Consider the following 23,249-nt stretch of genomic DNA (forward strand, 5'->3'; position numbering starts at 1 on the left):
ATATAATAGAAAAAGAGAACGTTATAATAGAAAGGGGTTATGAAAACAGGTGGATAAACAGCAGTACGACACAATAAAATTGCAAATAAACCAAGAAAAAGAACATATTTTAAAAGAAGTGTATGAATTAACAGCTGAAAAAAGAAAAATAGAACAAAAAAAAGAATATGATTTATATGTTGTGAAATCGCGTAGTAAAGTCGTACAAACTGGGCAACGTATTATGGCTGGCATGCTTTCTTCACATACGTTTTCACCTGAAAGAATAGAAGAATGGAATCGAAAAATTAAAAAAACGGAAGGTTTTATTCAAAAAAATGAAAGCCTTTTAGAGCAAGTAAAAGAAAAAGAACGTGTCATTGATGAGATGTATCAAGAAGATTGCAAAAAGCTTGCGAAAGCACAAGAAAAGCTGGAAGAAAAAATGCTTCTGGATTTGAAAATGTGTATGAATGGATGAGGTGAATGTAGTGATACAGTCTGTATTACCGGTGCAACAAAGTTTACCTCCGCAAAAAGAAAAAGGGCTAGAAGTACAATCAAAAAATGAAGATTCTTCATTCGATCGTACGATGAGAATGGAAAATAAAAAACAGCCGCAAACGGAGAAAACGAAACGAGAAGAAGCACCAAAAGAAGAGAGAAAAGATTATATTCTTTCTAAAAAATCGGTAACGGAAGAAGAACCTATTGTAAAGAAAGAAGAAAAAAAAGAGACAGAACAGTTGTTATTAGCTGTATCTGAGCAAATGGTTGCAATTGAGCAATTACATGTGCAGCCGGAATTGTTATATCAATACATACAAAAAATACAAGAGCTATATAAAGAATATGGCAATATTAAACTTAATGAATTACCTGCAGCTGAATTACAACAATTACAAGAACTTCTTTCAAATATGAATATCAAAAATGCTATATGTTTAGAAGATACAATGCAAATGGTATTAGACAAAATGAAGATGCCAGAGCAAACGATGCAAGCATTGAAGGTTGTAGAAACAGAAACTTGTAATATTGCAAAGGAACAAGAAGAGTCTAAAGAGGTAGATCTTCCGAAACTTGAGAGCGATGATGCAAAGGTAGAGTTGCCAGAAGTTGATGCATTAAACGATTCGAGCTCTGCAGGTGCAGAATTATTAAATAAAACGACGAGTACCGAACAAATAGGGAAATCAAATAGTGGTGCTGAGAAAGTTTCATTACCTGACTTAGGAAAGAAAATGGAAGCGCAAGTAGAAGCGCTGCAAAAATTTGTAGTGAAACAAGAACGTGTTTTATTCCAGTTAAATCCAGAAAAACTTGGTACATTAACAGTGTTTATGAAAAAACACGGAGATCAAATTGACGTTCACGTAGAAATGGAAAAACACGATGCGAAAAAACGTGTTGAAATCATTTTTGATGAATTGAGATTAAAGTTAAAAGAAAAAGAAATCAATATTCAAATTAGCTATTCAGATAAAGATGAAAATCGTAAAGAACAGCGAGAACAAGAGCAAAGGCAAAAACAGAAATTAGCAAATACAAATCATGAAAAACAACAATCAACAGAATTTGCGGGATTATTGGAGGAATAAAGCGTGCCAACAGTTGGATTAAATACAACGAGTACAAATCATATTCCGTTACAAGCAGGAGCGCAAAAAAGTAATGTACCTGTTAATGGTGTACAATCGCCAGTGCAACAAAGTAATGGAGTTTCAGCAGGAGCCCAAAAGACTCCTGGGGTAATGGGGAAAGATGATTTCTTAAAATTGTTTTTATCAAGTTTCCAACATCAAGATCCATTTAATGCGATGGATATGAATCAAATGATGAATCAGACAGCGCAGTTATCTCTTATGGAACAAGTACAGAATATGACGAAAGCAGTAGATAAGCTGCAATCAACGATGTATTCAACAGCACTTGATGGTGGAATGAAGTTTTTAGGGAAATATGTAAGAGGTGTTGACGGTGACGGAAACAAAGTAACCGGTCAAGTAGAAACGGTTCGCCTTGCGGAAAATAACGATGTACAGCTCGTTATTAATAATAAAGTTGTCTCTCTTCGTTTCGTTGAGAGAGTGTCTGATAAACCGATTGGGGAAACGAACCCAGAAGACGCAAAGAAAGACGATCAAAAAGTAACTGAAGAAGTAAAAACTACAAATTCATAAGGAGTGTCCATACGTTATGATTAAAGCGTTATATACAAGTATTACAGGGATGAATGCAACACAAAATGCATTAAGTGTAACTTCAAATAATATTGCCAATGCACAAACAGTAGGTTATAAAAAACAAAAAGCAATGTTTGATGATTTACTATATAACAATTCGATTGGTGCAAAAGGTGACGGTAAGTACGCAGGAACGAATCCGAAAAGTATTGGTAACGGTGTGAAAATGAGTGGTACTGTTACGGATTATAGTGATGGTACAATTACGTTAACAGGTGGAAAAACACAAGCAGCAATGGAAGGTAATGGTTTCTTCGTTGTAGGTGATTCAAAAGGCGGAAATATGGAATTTACTCGTAAAGGTACGTTTGGGATATCTTCAGATTACTATATTACGAATACTGAAGGTCAATACGTGTTTGCATACCCTGCAAATGAGGCAACTGGTGAAGTTGATTTATCTGGAATTCCAGGACCGTTGCAAATTCCAATGGGAACAGCAATTGGTGGTATTCGAACATCGAAAGGGACAATTAAAGGGAATATTCCAACTGGTGAAAAACAAATTACACAAGATTTACCTGTATATGATAATGCGGGGAATACATGGACAATGCGTGTAGAGTTTAAACAAACGAGTGAACATAACTATACATATAAAGTACAAATGCGCAATGACTCGAAAAAAGAAACAGAGTTTAAAGATGTTCCAGGTGCAGGTGGTAATATGACATTTGATGCTGTTGGAAATCCAAATCCGAAAGAGCAAGGAGCCAATATTCCATTTGATGGCGGTTCTATAAAATTAGACTTAAGCCATTTAACAAATCATCCAACAGATAAAACATTATCAGTAACAGACGTAGATGGTAGAGCAGCAGCGACGGTTAAAGATTGCTTCATTGCTGACGGTGGATATGTGATGGTAAAATATTCTGATGGAAGTATGAAATCTGCAGGCCAATTAGCTGTTGCGATGTTCCCGAACGAAGGCGGACTAATGAAAACAGGTAATGGTAACTATACAGCAACGAATACAACAGGTATTTTAGCTCTTGGTACATCTGGTCAAAACGGTGCAGGTAAAGTACGCGGTGGTGCACAAGAAGGTGCTAACGTAGATTTATCTGTAGAATTCGTTGACTTAATGTTATACCAACGCGGATTCCAAGGAAATGCGAAAGTAATTAAAGTTTCAGATGAAGTATTAAATGAAGTTGTAAACTTAATTCGATAATATATCGCATGGAAAAAATGTAATGGAGTAGAAAGGGTTTTTTATTCGTATGACAAGACAAGAGCGAATTTTACAATTGCCTTTTTTCGAAAATAAACGTGAACTTGCCGAGCAAGTATTAAAAATAGAACGAGAAGAGCATGTATATTTACCAGATCAATTTGAAATTAAGCAAGTGCCTCCGTATTCATTTGGCGAAAAACAAGCGATCATTGGCCGTATCCATGAGTTTTATTTCATAAGTGTTGGTAGTAGCGATAGCGTTTGGAAGTATCAACTGTTTAAGGATGAGATGAAGTGTCGTGAGTTTTTTGTTATGTTGCCAAATATTACGGATCAGCAGATAGCGTTTTGGTTTAATAACATAGAGTTATTGAAAAGTTCTTAAAAAGATCTTAAAAGCTCTTTTTAGGGTTGACGAGAGGACCCAGCGTTGTTTTGGAGCGGTTAGTGCCTAATAGGGACCCGACTGGTGTGTAAGGACAAAGGTATGGAGAGTTACTAGGGTAGTATAAGAAGAAGTAAGTAAAGTTTAGTGTGGATAAACAGTTATGGTCCAGAAGAGCTCCTAGTTGTAAGAATAGAGCTATGGAGGCGTACTGAGATAATCATTTCATAGTAGGACAGTGCCTTCTGGATAGTATGTGACAATAGATTTTTATAAAAGGAGAGGTGAGGAGGATGGCGCAAAATAAGTATCGCGTTACATTCATTTCGCCGAGTGAGGTTGAGCAGCGGACTGTAATGGCGGCGAATAGTTTGCCAGATTTAATTCGTAAAGTAGAAAGTATTATCGCAGATCCAAACGGTTATTTTGTGAATGATAAAAAAAATAATTGTTATTTTAAAGTGATTAAAGAAAATGTTACGTTTATTCAATATGAGTTACTATTTTCGGATAAGGAAATTCATATTGAAAAATTAAAACATATAGCACCGGTAGTATTAAAACGATTATTCGAAAAAATAAATGACCCGGAATTATATGCACTCGCGCTACTTGATGTTGATATAGCAACGAAAGAATATGTGCTAGCAGAAATGAATTCTGAGCTGAGAATACGAGTAGAGACGGAGCTTTCGAAAAAATGGGAAGCAATGCCGACAGAAATTGTAGGAGCACAAGAAGTGTTATTAGAGGCACTTGCTTCGTTTATACAAGATTAATTGTTTTTTAATAAAATGAATCGTTCGACTATCTATATTTTTTATATAGGTAGTTGACTTTTTCTCTTTTATAAAGCTTAATAATTAGATATACGGAATTAATGGAAGGGGAGCGACACCTTTATGTCACAAGCACAAAGTATTTTATTAGAAAGCGGAACAAATGAATTAGAGATTGTTACGTACACTGTTGGTGAAAACCTATTTAGTATTAATGTAATGAAAGTACGTGAAATCATTAATCCATTTCCTGTTACAACTGTGCCAGAATCTCATCATGCAGTTGAAGGTGTTGTTCAAGTACGTGGTGAAATTTTACCTGTTATTAACTTGGCAATGGCTCTTAATTTAAAGTCAACAAAGCCACTTGATCAAACGAAATTTATCATCTCAGAATTAAACCAAATGAAAGTTATTTTCCGCGTTGATGAAGTGCATCGTATTCAACGTATTTCGTGGGAACAAATTGATGAACCAGCTTCATTATCTATGGGACTAGAAGAAACGACATCTGGTATTGTAAAACTAGATGGAAAAATCATCTTACTATTAGATTATGAAAAAATTGTATGTGAAATTAGCGGCACTGGTTATGACAATAAATCAATTGCAGGATTAGAACAAAAAACAGATCGAGCTGAAAAAGTAATTTACATTGCAGAAGATTCAGCGATGCTTCGTCAAATATTAGAAGAAACATTATCATCAGCTGGATATACGAAAATGAACTTCTTCAGCAATGGTGCAGAAGCGTTAGCACAAATTGAAAAATTAGCGAAAGAGCAAGGCGAAAAAATGTTTGAACATATTCACTTGCTAATTACGGATATTGAAATGCCAAAAATGGATGGACATCATTTAACGAAAGTGGTTAAGGATAGTGAAGTAATGAATCGTTTACCAGTCATTATTTTCTCTTCATTAATTACAAATGAATTATTCCATAAAGGTGAAGCTGTAGGAGCAAATGCTCAAGTAAGTAAGCCAGATATTCAAGAGCTAATTGGTTTAGTTGATAAGTTAGTACTTTAAAAGCTTCTTTTTAGCCAGAATAGAAGCTCTAGTCAAGTGTTGAGCGGTCAGTGCTTAATAGAGCCCTATGCGATGTTGAGACCAGAGATATGGAGTAGTTATAGGTAAGTAGAAGAGCTGGTGTATAACATTTTTCAATAGAGGAACTACTTATGTAAGGAAGTTTTCAGTGCTTAATAGAGTCCCATGCGATGTGAGTTCAGAGGTATGAAGTAGTTTTATGTAAGAAGAAGTGAGACTTCGATTGAGGATTTGAAGACTGGGTTTATAACTCTATTCTGTTAGAGAGAGGAAGGAATTAGCCATATGTAGCATTGGCTAGTTCCTTTTTATTATTCTATACTTTAAGCTGGCAGAAAAATGAAAGCTTTCTGGGGTGTTTGGCGCTGTATGTATGAAAAAATCTTTATTTGAAGATTTTTGATTTGAAAATATAAGCAAACGTATTTTCGATGGTTATTTTAGTAATATTTCGTGGTAACGCAAATTTTTTCGGTGAAAAAACATTCAAAATACCATATAATATAATTAAATGTAATTAATATGCAATTTTACATATTAATAAAAAAACATTTTTCAAATTTTTATACTTTCTATACATTTTTGTATGTTTATTATTTGACAGATAATTTCGAACTGTTATAATATGGATATGTAAAAATTGCTATTTTCTTAAAAGACATGGGAGTCAGATGAGAATTGTGAAAGGATGAGGGGGAGTGGCACAGATTATGTATCACCACACAGCAATTAATGTATTAGGTCTTTTGCAAAACATGTCAAATAATAAAATGAACGATATGCAACTAGAGGTGGAATTTAAAAAAATAGAAAAAGAATTCCAAGTAAAGTATGAAGAATTAGTTGATTTACATAATAGAATGGTATTATTTCAAATAGATATAGAAAAAAATGGCGGGATGCGAGCATATGAAAAATCAGCAATTACATGGCTGAAGTCTGAACTAGAGCTACTGTATGAAGTGTATCAATTTTGTCAACGTCACGGTTTAAACATTTTAAATATTTCAAAATACGTAAGTAAAAATGAACTAAATCTTTTTCCAAAAACAGAAAGTCAATTGCAAAATACGTATTATAAATTAAAAAAACGTGAAATACCGTTTGAAAATATTGAAAAACAAAAACCAGGACGAAAGCGAAAATATATACCAGTAAAAGAGACAATCGCTGCAAGAAAACAAGAAAACGAGTACGAATTAAAAGAAGAAATCCAGCATAAAGAGGATGAAAAAAATCTTGTAACAGTTATATCTGGTATCGTTGATAACTTTGAAACAATTAATCAATGTAGTGAAAGGAAAGAAGACGAACTACATCAGTTTATGGAAGGTATTTATAAGCTTTCTAGCATGGCAGCAGGGCGTTCTAGAGAAGCAAAGAATACACGTAGTCTAGAAGGTGAATTGCAGTCGTTACAACTGGAAAATGAAAGGCTAAAACGAGAGAAAGAAGAGCTTGTACAAGATATTAAAGGTATGACGCAGCTTTTAATTCATTTCATTACAAGTTCTGATATCGATCAAATTCGTAAATTACCAACTTTCGTACAAGATTGTAAAATGGAATTACATAAACTTGGGCTATATAATGCACAAGACGGAAAAATGAAAATAATGGTTGACCGTAGCGGACAAGTTATGACGGTAACACAGTAATAAAATTTGGGTACAAAATAAAAGGGAGATACATAGTTTATATGTATTTCCCTTTTGTTTTGTATGGAATCGTTCCAAAGAAGGAAGATTCATTTTTATAATTGTAGTAGTTTAGAGACCATTTTCGGAATTTGGTTCGCTTGTGAAACCATACTAATTGCAACTTCAGTCAATAATTTGAACTTTAAAAAATCACTCATCTCCTGCGCCATGTCTGCATCTTCAATTCGAGATGCAGCATCTGTTAACGCCATACTTTGGCTATTTAAATTTTCAATATTAAACTGTAAACGATTTATCATTGCACCAAGGTCGGCACGATGAAGTGACACACTTTGCAAAGCCTCTTCAATTTTAAGGAGCGCCGCTCTGGCTTCTTGTTCTGTTGAAATCTTGATGTCGTGTTGTGTAGGGGAAGGGGGAATATGTTTCGTCATATTTATCGTATGATCGATATCGTCTAATGTAATAAGGCGGTTTTGACCGTCAAATACAGATAAATCATTAAACTCAGTCGTCTCGCCAATATAGCCAATTTGTTCTGTTAAAGACTGAAACTCTTTATTCAGCGAATGACGGTTTTTATTTGAATTTGTACCGTTTGAGGATTGAACGGCTAAATCACGCATACGCTGTAAAATATTTGTCACAGTTTGAAGGGCAGCTTCCGCCGTGCGAAGCATCGATATCGCATCCTCATTATTACGAATCGCCGCGCGCATACCACTTGCTCTCGCATGCATACGAGTCACAACTGCAACATTAGCGGGATTATCCGAAGCGTTGTTCAACTTCTTACCAGTCGCCAAATGCTCCATTGCAACATTCATACGCTTCTCATTCTCATACAACGACTGCCTAGCATTCATACTCAAAACATTCGTACCAATACGCATAATAGACACTCCTTATAGATTGATATAGTCAGTGTTCTAAAGCTAATAAAAGGTCATGAAAAGATAAAAAGGCTTATGCTTATTTGCTATTTGTGTTTTAGCATAAGAGGGGATCAAGATAAGCACTAACCGCTTCTATGCACTGCAGATGCTCTCTTCCATCAAAAAAAAGAAGTTTTTATAAAAAATAAACCTCTCCGCAAGCAGAGAGGTTTATTCAGGAAACTAACTCAAATGGCTTATTGTAATAATTTAGAAACCATTTGTGGAGTTTGGTTTGCTTGAGAAAGCATGCTGATACCAGCTTCGTTCAAGATTTTGAACTTAGTCATTTCAGACATTTCTTTCGCCATGTCAGCGTCTTCTACTTGAGAAGCAGCAGATGCCATGCTTGATGCTTGGTTTTTCAAGTTATTTACATTAAAGTCAAGACGGTTTAACGTAGCACCTAAAGTTGCACGATTAGAAGCAATTGTTTCTAAAGCTGCGTCAATTGCTTTGATTGCAGAGTTAGCATCAGTAGCTGTTGAAGTTTTACCATCTGTAGTAGCAGCTTTAAATGCATCACCAATTGCACGAGCAGCTTCTAATGTATTACCAGAATCATCAGTTTTACTGAAACGATCAATCGCATCTGAAATTCGTGTCACATCACTTGAATTCATAGAACCTTTAACTTTATCAAACTCTGCTACGAAAGCTTTCATTGCAGTCTTTCTACTATCAGTAGTAGAATTTGTATCTAAATCAGATAAAGCTTTTGATGCAGCATCAGCAGTAGTGATGTCTGCTGTTAATGTAGCTTTAGCAGCTCCTTTGAAAGCGGCTCCGATTGCTTTAGCGTTTTCTAGAGTGTTTTCACCTTCGAATTTTTTAATTGCAGCATCAATTGTTTCAACATCTTTAGCATTCATAGCCACTTTAAGATCTTTGTATTGATCAGTGAATGCCTTTACTGCAGCAGTTCTTTTAGTATCAGTATCACCAGTAGAAGCATCTAATTTTGATAATGTATCTGCAGATGCGTTAGCTATAGTGTTATCAGCAACACCAACTAACTTGTTACCAGAACCAATACCAAGTCCATTAGCAGCAATACTCAGGTTGTTGATTTTTAATGCAGTAGTAGAAGAGTCAGATAAGCTAATGTCAATTTGTTTACCTTTATCGTCAGAATCTAGTGTTTGGATTGCGATAGCTTTGTTGCTGCCGTCTAATAATTTTTTATCATTGAATTCTGTGTTTTTAGAGATGTAATCAATTTGTTCTTTTAACGCAGCGAACTCTTTGTCTAGTGCGCCTTGGTTTTTGTCTGTATTTGTGCCGTTTGCAGATTGGTTAGCAAGGTCACGCATACGAAGTAAGATGTTAGATACTGAGTTCATTGCTGAATCAGCTGTACGAATTAAAGAAATACCGTCTTGTGTGTTGTTAGCTGCAACACCTAATCCGCTTTCACGTGCACGCATACGAGTTGCGATTGCAAGACCTGCTGCATCGTCAGAAGCGTTGTTGATACGTTTACCGCTTGATAAACGGTCCATAGCAGTACTCATTTTAGCTTGGTTTTGGCGCATGTACTCTTGCGTACGCATGCTGTTAATGTTTGTATTAATTCTCATGTTAAGAAACCCCCATTTTTTTATATTGACTTTTCTGCAAATTGAAAAACGGTAATATGCGAAAAAATCAATTTCGAGATTTATTGTAATCCTTGCCACAACGGGTGTCAACTAAAAATTCGAATTAATAAATATAAAAAAATAACAGTTTAACAATATATTCATTTTTTTATTACATAATTATTAAAAGGATTATTGCAAACTTTAAAAAAAAACTCTAATATTAGATTATCTTTGTTTACCGAAAAGGTGATATTATGATAGTTGGAAATATAGTAAAAGAAGTGCTTGCATATAAAAAAGGACAAATTCAGCAAAAGCTAAGTAGTCCACAAGCATTTGTTAGTAGTCGTTTTCAAGAGAAGTTGCAGAGTGAGCCTGCGAAGGAGACGAAAGAAACTACGCAGCCGGCAAAAGTAGAAGATATGAGTCAGCCGGTACAATCTACGAAAATAGAAGCGGTTGTTAATAAACCGGCAGAAACTATTAATAAAGTAGAGGAAGCGAGTAAGCCTGAAGAAAAGGCTGAAACGAAGAAAGCAGATGAAGTGCAAGTTGCGCAAAAAGAGTTTGAACGACGTTTCCCAGAAACGAAAAATGAGGCCGCTGATACGTGGGAATTAACGAAGAAGTATAATATTCAAAAAATACGTTCTTCCAATGAAGGGAAGTATGAGGATATTATTGATCGTGTAAGTCGTACATACGGAATTCCGAAAACGTTAATTCAAAAAATGGTTGAAGTAGAGTCTAATTTTAATCCGAAAACGGTATCACATGCAGGTGCGATGGGTCTTATGCAGCTTATGCCAGCGAATGTGAAGGAGATGGGTGTGAAGAATCCATTTTCACCAGCTGAAAGTATTGAAGGTGGCGTGAAAGAGTTAAGCGGTTATTTAAAGAAAAATAACGGCGACTTAGTATTGGCGCTTGCTTCTTATAATGCTGGTCCTGGTAATGTGAGAAAGTACGGAGGCGTACCGCCATTTAAAGAAACGCAAGGATATATTAAAAAAATATTAAATATCGACGTTTCAAAATAAGAAGTTTCATATATAGAGAGAACATGAAATTTTCGTGAACATGATATGGGAGTTGGCTAGATTTGAAATTACAAGATGATATTCCGTTAACAATTTATTTTGAAATCGGAAATACGAAAAAGAAAATTGAAGATCTGCTTCATATTACGAAAGGTACATTGTATCGTCTTGAAAATTCAACGAAAAATACGGTGCGTCTTATGCTTGAGAATGAAGAGATTGGAACCGGAAAGATTTTGACGAAGAATGGAAAGATGTACGTTGAAATCGTTGAATTGAAAAGGTAGGGAAGGGGATTGTCATGAGTGGCGAAAAATTAAGCCAAGAGCAAATTGATGCCCTGCTGAAGGCGGTAAATGAAGGCGAGGAAATGCCAGCTTTCGCACAAGAAGCAGGAAAGCAAGAGAAATTTCAAGAGTATGATTTTAATAGACCAGAGAAGTTCGGTGTTGAGCATTTACGTAGTTTGCAAGCGATTGCTTCTACGTTTGGGAAACAGACGTCACAGACGTTATCAGCGCGTATGCGTATTCCAATTGAACTAGAGCCTTCAACGGTTGAGCAAGTTCCATTTACGAGTGAGTATGTGGAGAAAATGCCGAAAGATTATTATTTATATTGTGTAATTGATCTCGGTTTGCCAGAGCTTGGAGAAATTGTTATTGAGATTGATTTAGCATTCGTTATTTATATTCATGAATGTTGGCTTGGCGGAGATAGTAAGCGTAACTTTACGATGCGCAGACCGTTAACAGCATTTGAGTTTTTAACGCTTGATAATATATTCTTGCTTCTTTGTAAAAATTTAGAGCAATCATTTGAAAGTGTTGTTGCGATTGAACCGAAATTTGTAACGACAGAAACAGATCCGAATGCATTAAAGATTACGACAGCGAGTGATATCATTTCATTACTTAACGTAAATATGAAAACAGAGTTTTGGAATACGACGGTGCGTATTGGAATTCCATTCTTATCTGTTGAAGAAATTATGGATAAGTTAACGTCTGAAAATATTGTCGAACATTCTTCAGACAAGCGTAAAAAGTATACGTCTGAAGTGGAAATGAAAGTAAATCAAGTGTACAAACCTGTTCACGTTGCAATTGGTGAGCAGAAAATGACAATGAGTGAGATTGAACAAATTGAAGAAGGCGATATTATTCCGCTTCATACGAAAGTTTCGGATGAATTACTTGGTTATGTAGATGGAAAGCATAAATTTAATTGTTTTATTGGAAAAGATGGAACGCGTAAGGCGCTCCTATTTAAAAGTTTTGTAGAGTAGGAGGATCCATATGAAGCATGAAGTATCTCCCGTGTCATTAATGGGATTAGAAGATTTTGCAGGAAAGCGAAATGAAGCAGGTAAAGCACATATTGATACTGTTTCAGATATTTCGATTGAACTTGGTGTAAAGCTTGGAAAGTCATCTATTACACTTGGTGATGTAAAGCAGTTAAAAGTTGGCGATGTTCTGGAAGTAGAGAAAAACTTAGGACATAAAGTAGATGTGTATTTAAGTAATATGAAAGTCGGCATCGGTGAAGCAATCGTAATGGACGAGAAATTCGGTATTATCATTTCTGAAATTGAAGCTGATAAGAAACAAGCGGCGCTTATGAAAGCGCAAAGTCAAATGCAAGATAAAGAGTAGAGGAGGAGTCATATGTCGTATATGACGACCTTATTTCAAGTCGTTTTACTGTTTGGTGCGCTCGGCTACGGTGCATATTATATGACGAAAAAGACGCGCAAACAGCAGTTTTTTAAGCAGGGTGAAAATGGCCATATTCAAGTAAAAGACGGTGTGTATTTAAATCATCAAACGAGTGCCTTTTTATTTGAAGTGGACGGAAAGCAAGTGTTCACTGTTATTAGTAATAACGGTGTGCAGTCTGTGCAATTAACCGGAACAGGAAATCAGTTTCAACAAGCACTAGAAGACGCGGTGAAGAGTGAAACGAAAAAAGTAGAGGATCCATCATGAGAATAAAGAAACAGTTATCATTATTAGCCGTTATTTTCGTATTTTCTATCGTTTTTTCAATTATTTTTGTAAATCCAGCGTATGCAGCCCCGAACGGTTTTATTAATTTCGAAAATGGAAAAGAGTTCACGAGTAATTCAAGTGTACAACTATTTGCGCTCGTTACCCTTTTATCATTATCTTCTTCTATCGTTCTATTATTTACACATTTTACTTATTTTATGATCGTTCTAGGGATTACACGTCAAGGACTTGGGGTAATGAATTTACCACCAAACCAAGTGCTTGTTGGACTTGCATTATTTTTATCACTCTTTACGATGCAGCCTGTACTTGGGCAACTGAAGAGTGATGTGTGGGATCCGATGACGAAAGAGAAAATAACAGTAAGTCAAGCTGCGGAAACGACAGCTCCTATTATGAAAGAATATATGTCAAAGCATACGTATAAGCATGATTTAAAAATGATGCTGAAAGTACGCGGAGAAGAGTTGCCGAAAGATTTGAAAGATCTTTCACTATTTACGCTCGTACCATCCTTTACGTTAACGCAAATTCAAAAAGGTTTACTAACAGGGATGTTCATTTATTTAGCGTTTATATTTATAGATTTGATTATTAGTACACTTTTAATGTACCTCGGGATGATGATGGTACCGCCGATGATTTTAAGTTTACCGTTTAAAATACTCGTTTTCGTATATTTAGGTGGATATACAAAAATCGTCGACATTATGTTTAAAACAGTCGCCTGAAGCGTTTGATGCTATGTGATAGGAGTCATATAAATGAATACGTCACCAATTATAGATATTTTTCAAACCTTTTTTTATAAAGGGGTTATGATTTTAATGCCGGTTGCCGGCGTAAGTATGATTGTCGTTATTATCATCGCTGTCATTATGGCGATGATGCAAATTCAAGAGCAAACGCTGACGTTTTTACCGAAAATGGCGAGTATTGTCCTCGTTATTATCATTTTAGGTCCGTGGATGTTCCAAGAGTTAACGACACTTATTTTAGATTTATTTGATAAAATCCCATCGCTATTGCGTTCGTACTAAGATAGGTGAGCTGAAATGAATATGGAATTATGGGCGGCAACGTTTTTTGCGTTTTGCCGCATTACTTCATTTTTATATTTTTTACCGTTTTTCTCAGGACGATCCATTCCAGCAATGGCGAAGGTTACAGTTGGACTTGCTCTTTCAATTACAGTGGCTGATCAAGTGGATGTCTCTCACATCAAGACAGTTTGGGACGTTGCAGCTTATGCAGGAACGCAAATTGTAATTGGATTATCACTTTCAAAAATTGTAGAAATGCTGTGGAACATTCCGAAAATGGCCGGGCATATTTTAGACTTTGATATCGGTTTATCACAAGCAAGTTTGTTTGATGTAAATGCGGGCTCACAGTCTACTTTACTATCAACCATTTTTGATATATTTTTTCTCATTATTTTCATTTCACTTGGCGGCATTAATTATTTCGTTGCCACGATTTTAAAGTCGTTTCAATATACAGAGGCGATTTCAAAATTGTTGACGACTAGTTTCTTAGATAGTCTACTCGCAACGCTATTATTTGCGATCACATCAGCGGTTGAAATTGCTCTTCCGCTTATGGGAAGTTTATTCATCATTAACTTTGTTCTAATTTTAATTGCAAAAAACGCTCCGCAATTAAACGTTTTTATGAATGCATACGTAATTAAAATTACATGTGGTATTTTGTTTATTGCGATGAGTGTACCGATGCTCGGGTATGTGTTTAAAAATATGACGGATGTATTACTTGAAGAGTATACGAAACTATTTAACTTTTTCTTAACGAAGTAGGGGGACGCGCATGGCAAAGGATAATAAAACAGAAAAGGCCACCCCGCAGAAGCGTAAAAAATCGCGTGAAGAAGGGAATATTGCCCGGAGTAAAGATTTAAATAATTTATTTTCCATTCTCGTATTAGCAGTTGTCGTTTATTTCTTCGGAGATTGGCTAGGGTATGAGATTGCGAATTCCGTAGCGGTGCTGTTTGATCAAATTGGAAAAAATACAGATTCAACCGAGTATTTTTATTTAATGGGGATTTTATTACTGAAAGTATCGGCTCCGATATTAATACTCGTATACGCTTTTCATTTATTCAATTATATGATTCAAGTCGGGTTCCTATTTTCTTCTAAAGTCATTAAACCGAAAGCATCACGTATTAATCCGAAAAACTATTTCACGAGACTGTTTAGTCGTAAAAGTTTAGTAGATATTTTGAAATCACTGTTTTATATGGGATTAATCGGTTACGTCGCTTACGTTCTTTTTAAAAAGAATTTAGAGAAAATCGTGAGCATGATTGGATTTAACTGGACTGCGTCACTTACTGAAATTATTAGGCAAATTAAATTTATTTTCTTAGCAATTTTAATTATTTTAATCGTTCTTTCTATTATTGATTTCATTTATCAAAAATGGGAGTACGAGCAAGATATTAAGATGAAAAAAGAAGAAGTGAAACAAGAGCATAAAGATAATGAAGGGGACCCGCAAGTAAAAGGGAAACGAAAAAACTTTATGCATGCAATCTTGCAAGGAACAATTGCGAAGAAGATGGATGGCGCAACATTTATTGTAAACAACCCGACTCATATTTCGGTCGTACTTCGTTACAATAAACACGTTGATGCAGCACCAATTGTCGTTGCAAAAGGGGAAGATGAGCTCGCATTATATATACGAACGCTTGCCCGTGAACAAGAAATACCAATGGTGGAAAACCGTCCGCTTGCTCGTTCTTTATATTATCAAGTCGAGGAAGATGAGACGATTCCAGAAGATTTATACGTAGCTGTAATTGAAGTTATGCGCTATTTAATTCAGACGAACGAACTTGAAGTATAATAGCGCGTTTGGAGGAGATCTCTTTGTTTAAGATAGAGTCTGCAAGAACCTATTTTTCTATCTTTTTAGCAGCGTCATTCGTAGTGGCGCTCTTAATTCCACTTCCACCATTTATACTTGATATCATTATCGTTTTTCTACTAAGTATGTCAGTGCTTATTTATATGCGAGCGACAAGTATTAACGAGTGGGATGAATTAAAGTCATTTCCAACGATGTTGTTATTAATCGGGATTTTCCGCGTATCGATTAACGTTTCGACGACGCGAGCGATTTTGACAGATGGAAATGCAGGTCATGTTATTGAAGAGTTCGGCCAGTTCGTAATTGGCGGAAACTTATTAATTGGTATCGTTATTTTTACAGTATTAATCATATTCCAGTTTATCGTTGCAAACGGTGCGTCTCGTACAGCTGAAGTTGCAGCTCGTTTTACACTTGATTCTTTACCAGGGAAACAAATGTCTATCGATGCTGATTTAAACCAGCGTATTATTTCAGAAAAAGATGCACAAGCAAAACGAAAAAAATTAAATATGGAAACAGAGTTTTACGGAGCGATGGATGGTGCCGGAAAGTTCATTAAAGGGGACGTTATTTTCGGGATCGTCATTTTATTCGTAAACATTATTTTTGGCTTAATTGTCGGAATGATGCAGCAAGGCATGAGCTTTGGTGAAGCGGCTCTTCATTACACGCAGCTAACTGTCGGGGACGGAATCGTAAACCAAATTGGATCGCTTATGCTTGCGATTTCAACTGGTATTATCGTAACTCGTGTATTTGACGGTTCACCGGATACAGTAACAGAAGGTATCTTTAAAGAGTTATTAGCGCATGAAGTCGTTGTATATGCGCTCGGTGGTTTATTTATTGCAATGGGTATTTTTACTCCGCTACCGTTTCTACCATTCGCACTCGTTGGCGGAACCATTATCTTCTTAGGAATTCGTAATAAAAACCGAATAAAGAAAGAAAAAGAAGACGAGCTTCAAAAAGAAATAGAAATGATCCAAGGCGAAGATGAGCAACTGCAACAAGTGGAAGATTCATTCGGAGTATTTACGGATAAATATCCAATTATAGTAGAACTCGGTTTAGATTTAGCAGCACTTGTAAAGCAGAAAATTAACGGGGAAACAGCTCGTGATAAAGTTGTTCTTATGAGGAAGTCGATTATTACTGACCTTGGTATTAACGTTCCTGGAATTAACTTTAAAGATAATACGAGCTTTAGACCACGCGGACGTTACATTATTCGAATTAAGGGTGCGAAGGCGGCTGAAGGTGTTTTAAAATCAGGTTATTTATTAGCATTAAAAACACCAAACGTAATGGCTGATTTAGATGCAGAGCCAGCGAAAGATCCAATTTTTGGTGAAGATGGATATTGGATTTTAGAGCATATGGTGCAAGATGCACAAATGAAAGGCTATCAAGTGTTAGAGCCACTTAGCATATTAATTACACATTTAGATGTTGTAGTTAGACGTAATCTTCATGAATTAATTCAGCGCCAACATGTAAAAGACTTAATTAACTCGCTTGAAAATGATAATGGCGTTCTATTAGAAGAGATTAAGAAGAAAGAAATTGATTTATCACTCGTTCAAAATGTTATTAAACAACTTCTAAAAGAAGGTATTTCTATTCGTGATTTACCAACAATTATTGAAGGTATTATTGACGGCAAAGAAATTTATCAAAACCACGTTGATGGTGTGACATCATTTGTTCGTGAATGTATTTCAAAAGTTATTTGTGAAAATGCGAAAAATCCAGACGGAAAAATATATGCAGCGCTCTTCTCTGATTCAATTGAGTTAGATGCGGATGTTGTGAATAATTCATATCAAGGTTACTTATTAAACTGGGATTTAGATTTAGAAACACGTGTCGTTGAGCAAGTGCAGCGCGTCTTTAAGCAAGCACGTTTAATGGGAAGAGAGCCAGTGTTATTAACACGTAGAAAAGATTTTAGATTTGCGATTGTAAGACTGCTAGAACGTTATCAAGTGGAAGCACAAGTACTTTGTATTAGTGAATTAGCACCAGAAATTGTTGTGGATCAAATTGCCTATATTGAATAGTAGGGGGTGAAGTAATGGAAAGTACAGAAAAGAAAGAAGCGTTAATGCGAATAAAAGCAGCTTCGAAAAATGAATTGTATCGAAAGTTATTTGACCAATATGGTACAGATTATTATTACGTTGTCGATGAAAGTGTAAAACGAAATATACCGTTTTTTTGGAAAAAGGATTATGAAATGTTAGTTGCTTTTCCAGAAGAAAAACAGGAAGAAGTGAATGAAGGTACAGCTCAATTTCATGAACAGTTAATGGATGTTGTGAATAATCCTTCAGAACAAATTGTGAAGGCGAATGGAATTCAATCAGTACTGCATAATTTAGAAAACGTAACGACTTCTATGTCATACGCGGCGATGCAAACAGGAAATAGTGAAGAATGGGCAAGAAAAAAAGAGAAACTATTAAAGCTGTTTGAAAAAGGAATCGTCGTTGTGAAACCGATGAAAGAAACGGAAGTAACGAAAGTAACGAAAGTAACGAAAAAGAAAAAAGTTGTGAAACAAGTCGTTCCAGTAAAGAAAGAAGAAGTAGTTCCAAAGAAAGAAAATCAAGAATCTGTACCGTTTATTATTCAAAAAGTAATTCGGATGCTAGAACAAAACGATGTGGAACAATATTTCATTCATGCATATGCTGAAAAGTTAAAAATAAAGTTTGAAAATGCAACGATGATTACGGAAGAAGAAGTTATCAGGTACATATTGGAAGATATGAAATCTCATTTCAATACGGAAAACGTCTTTGAAAAAGAAGTACAAACAATTGCATTAATCGGTCCAACTGGCGTTGGTAAAACGACGACACTCGCGAAAATGGCATGGCAATTTCACGGTAAGAAAAAAACAGTTGGTTTTATAACGACAGATCATTCGCGCATAGGGACAGTACAGCAATTGCAAGATAACGTAAAGACAATTGGATCTGAAGTAATTGCTGTGCGTGATGAAGCTGCAATGACAAGAGCGCTTACGTATTTTAAAGAAGAAGCACGCGTCGATTATATTTTAATTGATACAGCAGGGAAAAATTATCGTACGTCAGAAACAGTGGAAGAAATGATTGAAACGATGGGACAAGTAGAACCAGATTATATTTGTTTAACGTTATCAGCTTCAATGAAAAGTAAAGATATGATTGAAATTATTACAAACTTTAAAGATATTCATATAGATGGTATTGTGTTTACGAAATTTGATGAAACAGCAAGTAGTGGCGAATTGTTGAAAATTCCAGCAGTATCATCAGCTCCTATTGTATTAATGACAGATGGCCAAGACATAAAGAAAAATATACATATCGCTACAGCTGAACATTTAGCAAAACAAATGTTACACACATCGTAGAAAAGAGGTGAAGAATAAGGCGCTTGCCTTATTCAAACGAATATGAACGGTCTTTATATAGGTTCTATGGGCATGATGAATTACATGCAGCGCATTAATGTTCATTCGAATAACGTTGCAAATGCTCAAACGACAGGATTTAAAGCAGAAAATATGACGTCTAAAGTATTTGATGTACAAGACACATATCGCCGCGGAGATGGGGCGGTAACAAATATCGGTTCGGTCGATTACGCTGTAGTACCAGCTGCGACGCATGTGAATTTAGTACAAGGAAATATACAAATGACAAATAGCGCTACAGATTTCTTTTTAGATGACGGCGCGGCCGGCACAACATCATTTTTCGTTACTTCTAAAAATGATGAAACGTTTTTAACGAGAGATGGTAGTTTCACATTAAATAGTGATCGTTATTTACAAACATCTTCAGGTGCTTATGTGATGGATGTTAATAATGAGCGTATTCGTATTCCAGAAAATGTTGAATTCTTCGTATCTAATAATGGAGAAATTTATAGAGAAGTTAACGATGGAACTTTGCAAAAACCAGATATTAAGAGAATAGTAATTGCACAGTTACAAACAAAAACAGTAGATGCAGAAACGAATGCACGTCTCGTGCAACGTGAAAACAAAAGCTTTACACTAGCAGAAGGAAACATTGCTAATTTACCGAACGGAACAGGAATAGTAAAAAATCATATGCTAGAAAATTCAAATGTAGATATGACGAAAGAGATGGCAGATCTTATGACAGATCAAAAGATGATTCAAGCATCACAGCGTGTTATGACGTCATTTGATAAAATTTATGAAAAAGAAGCGAATGAAATATTGAGATAGTGGACTCCTAATAAAGGAGTCTTTTATTAATTTTAAATTTCAGAATTATCAATTGACTTTATGGAGCTTCTTTTTTATATTAGTAGGTATAACTATAACTACTAAAGAGGTGAGAGTATGGCAACGGCATTATATTTAGAAGATGCATACAAAACGAGTTGCGAAACAGAAGTGATAAGAGTAGAAGGGAATAAAGTATTTGTAAAAGAAACAATTTTTTATCCAACTGGTGGAGGACAGGAATGTGATACGGGTGTCATTGTACAAGATGGGTCTGTATTTGAAGTTGAAAAAGTAAAGAAGGAGCAAGGAGAAATAGTTCACTATATAAAAGATGAAGCACAAGTAAAGTTAGGTCCAGTTAAATTAGAGATAAATTGGGAAAGGCGTCATAATTTAATGCGTCATCACTCTTTACTGCATCTTATCGGAGCTGTTGTTTATGAAAAGTATGGAGCTCTATGCACTGGAAATCAAATTTATCCTGATAAAGCACGTATCGATTTTAATGAGTTACAAGAGTTATCGAGCGTGGAAGTAGAAGAAATTGTTGAGGAAGTGAATAAACTTATTAAGCAAAATAAAGAAATTTCCACTCGTTATATGAGCCGCGAAGAAGCAGAAAATGCTGTAGGAATGATTAAAACAGCAATAAATCTCCTGCCAACTACTATCCAAGAAATCCGCATTGTTACAATTGAAAATTTAGACGAACAAGCTTGTGGAGGCACACATGTGAAAAATACGAGTGAAATAGGAACACTTGTTATTGATAAAGTAAAAAGTAAAGGGAAGCAAAATCGTCGTTTTGAAGTAAGGGCGATTTAGATTGTGAGGGGTTACCGATGGATGAAATTATAAAGGAATTACAAAAGTTAGGATTTTCTCAGTATGAATGTAAAGCGTATATTGGACTACTAAAACATTCCCCAGTAACGGGCTATGAAGTGAGTAAACAAACAGGAGTACCTCGTTCTATGATTTACGAGGTACTCGGTAAGTTAATGGATAAAGGAGCAGTGCATATTGTACCTTCTGAACCAGTTAAATATGTACCAGTACCAGCTACCGAATTAATGAATCGAATGCGAAAAGACTTTGAAAAGTCCTTTGAATTTTTAGATGAGAAATTAAATTGTTTAGAACAAGAGCGACAAATAGATGTAATTTCGCATATTCGTTCAAATGATCGTGTTTTGAAAGAAATATGCAATATAATTAGTAGAGCTAAGGAAGAGTTATGGGTTTCTGTATGGGAAGAACAAGTGCATGAAATTGAACCATACATTCATCAAAAGGAAGAGGAAGGCGTACATATATTTTCAATCTTATTTGGAGCTCCAGAAACAAAAATAGGAGCGACGTTTCATCATAATTATATGACGCCCCACGTTGTTGAAAAGAGAATGGGTGGTCATTTAACTGTTATTGCTCGTGATGGAGAGGAAGTATTAATTGCGAACTTCTCAAATGATAGCACTTCATGGGCCGTTACAACGTATGACCCAGCGCTAGTTCTCGTTGCTACAGAGTATGTGCGGCACGATATTATGGTTGAAGAAATCACAAAGGAATTTGGAGCTGATAAGTTAGATACGTTATGGCGTGAAAATATAGATTTAGTTCATGTCGTAACAGGAAAACGAACTTTAGAAGGAATGGAGGATGATAGAGATGAGTAAAGCTCAGGCACATGTAGCTTTGCAGAGTGACGATACATTTCAGCAAGGAGTAAAAGATTGTTTACCAACTGTATTTGGTTACTTGAGCATCGGTATAGCAGCTGGTGTAATTGCAAAAACAGCTGGTTTCTCCATCATTGAAATTGCGTTTATGTCCACTTTAATTTATGCAGGTTCTGCCCAATTTATATTAGCTGGTATGTATGCAGCGGGTGCTCCTGCTTCCGCAATTATTTTTACTGTATTTTTTGTTAACTTGCGCCACCTTCTTATGAGTGCTGCACTTGCACCGTACTTTACGAAAATTCCTCTATTTAAAAACTTAATCATCGGTTCGCAAATTACAGATGAAACTTTCGGCGTTGCAGTGCAGCATGCTGCGCAAAAAGGATATTTAGGTGAAAGATGGATGATAGGGCTTAATGTAACAGCGTATTTAAATTGGATTCTTGCTACTATCATTGGCGGGCTATTTGGTGAGTGGATACCAGATCCACATACATACGGCATGGATTATGCATTACCAGCGATGTTTATCGGATTATTTGTTCTTCAGCTCATAAGTAGTAAACCGAAACTAGCAATTCATTTAAGTGTTGCAATTGTAGCGATTATTATCGCATACGTTTCACACCTATTTATGCCAAATAGTATAGCGGTTATTATCGCAACCTTACTAGCTGCGACGATTGGAGTGTTGATTGAAAAATGGAAATGAGATTAGATGTATTATTACTTTTACTAGCAGCAGGAGCTGTTACACTCGTGCCACGTATTTTACCTCTACTTGTATTTAGCAAACTACAAATTCCTGACTGGGGTTTAAAATGGTTAAATTACATACCAATTGCGATATTAGCAGCGCTTTTAGCACAAGTTTTATTTATGCATGAAACGATGCAGTGGGATTATCTTATTGCAGCAATTCCAACATTTCTTGTAGCGATATATACTCGTAGTTTATTAGGTACAGTATTAACGGGAGTGATTGTGATTATTTTGTTACGTTTCCTTTTCTAAAAAGGATTACGCTCATATCATAGCGAAAAGTGTAATAACATGAAAAATATAGGGGTGGTGTTATGATACTTTTAACGATAGGAGCAATTTTGTTAACGTTATTTATTTTCTTTATTATCGGCTTTATTACGTTTATGATGTTTGTTGATAAGGCGACACCTCAAATATATTATACACCTTGTGAATCAGTGACAGTGAAAACTAAAGGTAAACATAGAAGGAAGAAAAGTTGAAAGTTGGCTTTTCTTCCTTCTTCTATTACATCCCCGAAAGAACTAACAACAATAACCCAAATAAAAAACTAGTCAAGGAAAGAAAACCGATACATATTGAGAATACACGATTATTCCCCATTCGCGCCAGAAAGTTATAAAACCTAAAATACAAAGGAAAAACCAAATGGGTAGGAATAGGAACTCACTAACTTTTGCGGGGAGTAGCGAATAAAAAGTTGTTACATATAAGATCCAATTAGTAAAAAATAAAATGCAAACGATAATAGATTGTAAGTAGAGGCGGTTGAAAAATCTCCTTTATA

Annotated in this window: 27 protein-coding genes and 1 pseudogene; 25 read left to right on the forward strand and 3 right to left on the reverse strand. The window is 35.5% G+C overall.

Annotated elements, in window-relative coordinates; all coding sequences use genetic code 11:
• Nucleotides 1–49 precede the first annotated feature (49 nt).
• The 8 genes from NST86_RS08455 to NST86_RS08490 all read left to right on the forward strand — a co-directional run bounded on the left by NST86_RS08455 (nucleotide 50) and on the right by NST86_RS08490 (nucleotide 7,280).
• Nucleotides 50–460 carry a hypothetical protein gene (locus NST86_RS08455; protein ID WP_000360855.1) on the forward strand — a complete coding sequence of 137 codons (411 nt, stop codon included), beginning with the start codon at nucleotides 50–52 and terminating at the stop codon, nucleotides 458–460.
• Nucleotides 461–470: 10 nt separating this feature from the next.
• The gene (locus tag NST86_RS08460) at nucleotides 471–1,580 is read left to right on the forward strand and encodes a flagellar hook-length control protein FliK (RefSeq protein ID WP_114555611.1); all 1,110 of its coding nucleotides are present in this window, start codon (nucleotides 471–473) and stop codon (nucleotides 1,578–1,580) included.
• Nucleotides 1,581–1,583: 3 nt separating this feature from the next.
• Nucleotides 1,584–2,162, forward strand: coding sequence for a flagellar hook assembly protein FlgD (locus NST86_RS08465; RefSeq protein ID WP_001143462.1), 579 nt, complete (start codon nucleotides 1,584–1,586; stop codon nucleotides 2,160–2,162).
• A 16-nt stretch (nucleotides 2,163–2,178) separates the two neighbouring features.
• On the forward strand, nucleotides 2,179–3,402 hold the full coding sequence (locus NST86_RS08470; RefSeq protein WP_000588321.1) for a flagellar hook protein FlgE: 1,224 nt from the start codon (nucleotides 2,179–2,181) through the stop codon (nucleotides 3,400–3,402).
• Nucleotides 3,403–3,451: 49 nt separating this feature from the next.
• Entirely contained in the window at nucleotides 3,452–3,790 is a 339-nt protein-coding gene (locus NST86_RS08475; protein WP_000198172.1) for a DUF3964 family protein, read from the forward strand.
• A 293-nt stretch (nucleotides 3,791–4,083) separates the two neighbouring features.
• A complete protein-coding gene (locus NST86_RS08480) occupies nucleotides 4,084–4,569 on the forward strand; it encodes a hypothetical protein (protein WP_000068301.1) in 486 nt (161 codons plus the stop codon).
• A 123-nt stretch (nucleotides 4,570–4,692) separates the two neighbouring features.
• Nucleotides 4,693–5,601 carry a chemotaxis protein gene (locus NST86_RS08485; protein WP_000075943.1) on the forward strand — a complete coding sequence of 303 codons (909 nt, stop codon included), beginning with the start codon at nucleotides 4,693–4,695 and terminating at the stop codon, nucleotides 5,599–5,601.
• 731 nt (nucleotides 5,602–6,332) lie between these two features.
• Complete coding sequence (locus NST86_RS08490) at nucleotides 6,333–7,280, forward strand: DNA-binding domain-containing protein (protein ID WP_140159076.1); 948 nt, start codon at nucleotides 6,333–6,335, stop codon at nucleotides 7,278–7,280.
• A gap of 95 nt (nucleotides 7,281–7,375) precedes the next feature.
• Here NST86_RS08490 and NST86_RS08495 read toward each other — a convergent pair whose 3' ends face one another.
• On the reverse strand, nucleotides 7,376–8,176 hold the full coding sequence (locus tag NST86_RS08495; protein WP_086423763.1) for a flagellin N-terminal helical domain-containing protein: 801 nt from the start codon (nucleotides 8,174–8,176) through the stop codon (nucleotides 7,376–7,378).
• Between the two features lie 239 nt (nucleotides 8,177–8,415).
• Nucleotides 8,416–9,798 carry a flagellin N-terminal helical domain-containing protein gene (locus tag NST86_RS08500; protein ID WP_086423764.1) on the reverse strand — a complete coding sequence of 461 codons (1,383 nt, stop codon included), beginning with the start codon at nucleotides 9,796–9,798 and terminating at the stop codon, nucleotides 8,416–8,418.
• 257 nt (nucleotides 9,799–10,055) lie between these two features.
• On the opposite strand from NST86_RS08500, the gene NST86_RS08505 reads away from it, so the two are divergent.
• The 17 genes from NST86_RS08505 to NST86_RS08585 all read left to right on the forward strand — a co-directional run bounded on the left by NST86_RS08505 (nucleotide 10,056) and on the right by NST86_RS08585 (nucleotide 22,944).
• Entirely contained in the window at nucleotides 10,056–10,841 is a 786-nt protein-coding gene (locus tag NST86_RS08505; protein WP_016117525.1) for a lytic transglycosylase domain-containing protein, read from the forward strand.
• Nucleotides 10,842–10,903: 62 nt separating this feature from the next.
• Entirely contained in the window at nucleotides 10,904–11,128 is a 225-nt protein-coding gene (locus NST86_RS08510; protein WP_000775712.1) for a flagellar motor switch protein FliN, read from the forward strand.
• Nucleotides 11,129–11,142: 14 nt separating this feature from the next.
• Nucleotides 11,143–12,129: a flagellar motor switch protein FliM gene (gene fliM, locus NST86_RS08515; RefSeq protein ID WP_016117526.1), complete on the forward strand. Its 987-nt coding sequence runs from the start codon at nucleotides 11,143–11,145 to the stop codon at nucleotides 12,127–12,129.
• 10 nt (nucleotides 12,130–12,139) lie between these two features.
• Nucleotides 12,140–12,499, forward strand: a complete 360-nt coding sequence (gene fliN, locus NST86_RS08520) for a flagellar motor switch protein FliN (protein ID WP_000680010.1) — start codon at nucleotides 12,140–12,142, stop codon at nucleotides 12,497–12,499.
• Nucleotides 12,500–12,511: 12 nt separating this feature from the next.
• Nucleotides 12,512–12,832 (forward strand): hypothetical protein, encoded by a 321-nt coding sequence (locus NST86_RS08525; RefSeq protein WP_000121176.1) that lies wholly within the window; start codon nucleotides 12,512–12,514, stop codon nucleotides 12,830–12,832.
• Nucleotides 12,829–13,587, forward strand: coding sequence for a flagellar type III secretion system pore protein FliP (locus tag NST86_RS08530; RefSeq protein ID WP_086423765.1), 759 nt, complete (start codon nucleotides 12,829–12,831; stop codon nucleotides 13,585–13,587). The genes NST86_RS08525 and NST86_RS08530 overlap by 4 nt, the downstream gene beginning before the upstream one ends.
• A 33-nt stretch (nucleotides 13,588–13,620) precedes the next feature.
• Nucleotides 13,621–13,896, forward strand: coding sequence for a flagellar biosynthetic protein FliQ (locus tag NST86_RS08535; RefSeq protein WP_001098085.1), 276 nt, complete (start codon nucleotides 13,621–13,623; stop codon nucleotides 13,894–13,896).
• A 15-nt stretch (nucleotides 13,897–13,911) separates the two neighbouring features.
• On the forward strand, nucleotides 13,912–14,673 hold the full coding sequence (locus NST86_RS08540; RefSeq protein WP_001055718.1) for a flagellar biosynthetic protein FliR: 762 nt from the start codon (nucleotides 13,912–13,914) through the stop codon (nucleotides 14,671–14,673).
• A gap of 10 nt (nucleotides 14,674–14,683) precedes the next feature.
• Nucleotides 14,684–15,730, forward strand: coding sequence for a flagellar type III secretion system protein FlhB (gene flhB, locus NST86_RS08545; protein ID WP_001040114.1), 1,047 nt, complete (start codon nucleotides 14,684–14,686; stop codon nucleotides 15,728–15,730).
• A gap of 23 nt (nucleotides 15,731–15,753) precedes the next feature.
• Nucleotides 15,754–17,820, forward strand: coding sequence for a flagellar biosynthesis protein FlhA (flhA, locus tag NST86_RS08550; protein ID WP_000472589.1), 2,067 nt, complete (start codon nucleotides 15,754–15,756; stop codon nucleotides 17,818–17,820).
• Between the two features lie 14 nt (nucleotides 17,821–17,834).
• The gene (locus tag NST86_RS08555) at nucleotides 17,835–19,163 is read left to right on the forward strand and encodes an ATP-binding cassette domain-containing protein (protein WP_086423766.1); all 1,329 of its coding nucleotides are present in this window, start codon (nucleotides 17,835–17,837) and stop codon (nucleotides 19,161–19,163) included.
• Nucleotides 19,164–19,205: 42 nt separating this feature from the next.
• The gene (locus NST86_RS08560; RefSeq protein WP_001013939.1) at nucleotides 19,206–20,009 is read left to right on the forward strand and encodes a flagellar basal-body rod protein FlgG; all 804 of its coding nucleotides are present in this window, start codon (nucleotides 19,206–19,208) and stop codon (nucleotides 20,007–20,009) included.
• A 117-nt stretch (nucleotides 20,010–20,126) separates the two neighbouring features.
• A complete protein-coding gene (locus NST86_RS08565; protein WP_000179557.1) occupies nucleotides 20,127–20,837 on the forward strand; it encodes an alanyl-tRNA editing protein in 711 nt (236 codons plus the stop codon).
• 17 nt (nucleotides 20,838–20,854) lie between these two features.
• On the forward strand, nucleotides 20,855–21,691 hold the full coding sequence (locus NST86_RS08570; protein WP_000343362.1) for a TrmB family transcriptional regulator: 837 nt from the start codon (nucleotides 20,855–20,857) through the stop codon (nucleotides 21,689–21,691).
• Nucleotides 21,684–22,409 carry an AzlC family ABC transporter permease gene (locus NST86_RS08575; RefSeq protein ID WP_000030481.1) on the forward strand — a complete coding sequence of 242 codons (726 nt, stop codon included), beginning with the start codon at nucleotides 21,684–21,686 and terminating at the stop codon, nucleotides 22,407–22,409. Before NST86_RS08570 ends, NST86_RS08575 begins: the two co-directional genes overlap by 8 nt.
• The gene (locus tag NST86_RS08580; protein ID WP_000425943.1) at nucleotides 22,400–22,711 is read left to right on the forward strand and encodes an AzlD domain-containing protein; all 312 of its coding nucleotides are present in this window, start codon (nucleotides 22,400–22,402) and stop codon (nucleotides 22,709–22,711) included. The genes NST86_RS08575 and NST86_RS08580 overlap by 10 nt, the downstream gene beginning before the upstream one ends.
• A 62-nt stretch (nucleotides 22,712–22,773) precedes the next feature.
• Complete coding sequence (locus tag NST86_RS08585) at nucleotides 22,774–22,944, forward strand: DUF3951 domain-containing protein (RefSeq protein WP_000602236.1); 171 nt, start codon at nucleotides 22,774–22,776, stop codon at nucleotides 22,942–22,944.
• 25 nt (nucleotides 22,945–22,969) lie between these two features.
• Here NST86_RS08585 and NST86_RS08590 read toward each other — a convergent pair.
• Nucleotides 22,970–23,238, reverse strand: a pseudogene (locus tag NST86_RS08590) (hypothetical protein); the annotation flags it as partial.
• Nucleotides 23,239–23,249 lie beyond the last annotated feature (11 nt).

The sequence above is a fragment of the Bacillus sp. FSL L8-0199 genome, assembly GCF_038005705.1.
GTDB classification, from domain to species: domain Bacteria; phylum Bacillota; class Bacilli; order Bacillales; family Bacillaceae_G; genus Bacillus_A; species Bacillus_A cereus.

Coding starts and splice junctions, on each gene's coding strand:
- NST86_RS08470 (WP_000588321.1), top strand. CDS start 2,179: ATGATTAAAGCGTTATATACAAGTATTACAGGGATGAATGCAACACAA.
- NST86_RS08475 (WP_000198172.1), top strand. CDS start 3,452: ATGACAAGACAAGAGCGAATTTTACAATTGCCTTTTTTCGAAAATAAA.
- NST86_RS08480 (WP_000068301.1), top strand. CDS start 4,084: ATGGCGCAAAATAAGTATCGCGTTACATTCATTTCGCCGAGTGAGGTT.
- NST86_RS08485 (WP_000075943.1), top strand. CDS start 4,693: ATGTCACAAGCACAAAGTATTTTATTAGAAAGCGGAACAAATGAATTA.
- NST86_RS08490 (WP_140159076.1), top strand. CDS start 6,333: ATGTATCACCACACAGCAATTAATGTATTAGGTCTTTTGCAAAACATG.
- NST86_RS08495 (WP_086423763.1), bottom strand. CDS start 8,176: ATGCGTATTGGTACGAATGTTTTGAGTATGAATGCTAGGCAGTCGTTG.
- NST86_RS08500 (WP_086423764.1), bottom strand. CDS start 9,798: ATGAGAATTAATACAAACATTAACAGCATGCGTACGCAAGAGTACATG.
- NST86_RS08505 (WP_016117525.1), top strand. CDS start 10,056: ATGATAGTTGGAAATATAGTAAAAGAAGTGCTTGCATATAAAAAAGGA.
- fliM (WP_016117526.1), top strand. CDS start 11,143: ATGAGTGGCGAAAAATTAAGCCAAGAGCAAATTGATGCCCTGCTGAAG.
- fliN (WP_000680010.1), top strand. CDS start 12,140: ATGAAGCATGAAGTATCTCCCGTGTCATTAATGGGATTAGAAGATTTT.
- NST86_RS08525 (WP_000121176.1), top strand. CDS start 12,512: ATGTCGTATATGACGACCTTATTTCAAGTCGTTTTACTGTTTGGTGCG.
- NST86_RS08530 (WP_086423765.1), top strand. CDS start 12,829: ATGAGAATAAAGAAACAGTTATCATTATTAGCCGTTATTTTCGTATTT.
- NST86_RS08535 (WP_001098085.1), top strand. CDS start 13,621: ATGAATACGTCACCAATTATAGATATTTTTCAAACCTTTTTTTATAAA.
- NST86_RS08540 (WP_001055718.1), top strand. CDS start 13,912: ATGAATATGGAATTATGGGCGGCAACGTTTTTTGCGTTTTGCCGCATT.
- flhB (WP_001040114.1), top strand. CDS start 14,684: ATGGCAAAGGATAATAAAACAGAAAAGGCCACCCCGCAGAAGCGTAAA.
- NST86_RS08555 (WP_086423766.1), top strand. CDS start 17,835: ATGGAAAGTACAGAAAAGAAAGAAGCGTTAATGCGAATAAAAGCAGCT.
- NST86_RS08560 (WP_001013939.1), top strand. CDS start 19,206: ATGAACGGTCTTTATATAGGTTCTATGGGCATGATGAATTACATGCAG.
- NST86_RS08565 (WP_000179557.1), top strand. CDS start 20,127: ATGGCAACGGCATTATATTTAGAAGATGCATACAAAACGAGTTGCGAA.
- NST86_RS08570 (WP_000343362.1), top strand. CDS start 20,855: ATGGATGAAATTATAAAGGAATTACAAAAGTTAGGATTTTCTCAGTAT.
- NST86_RS08575 (WP_000030481.1), top strand. CDS start 21,684: ATGAGTAAAGCTCAGGCACATGTAGCTTTGCAGAGTGACGATACATTT.
- NST86_RS08580 (WP_000425943.1), top strand. CDS start 22,400: ATGGAAATGAGATTAGATGTATTATTACTTTTACTAGCAGCAGGAGCT.
- NST86_RS08585 (WP_000602236.1), top strand. CDS start 22,774: ATGATACTTTTAACGATAGGAGCAATTTTGTTAACGTTATTTATTTTC.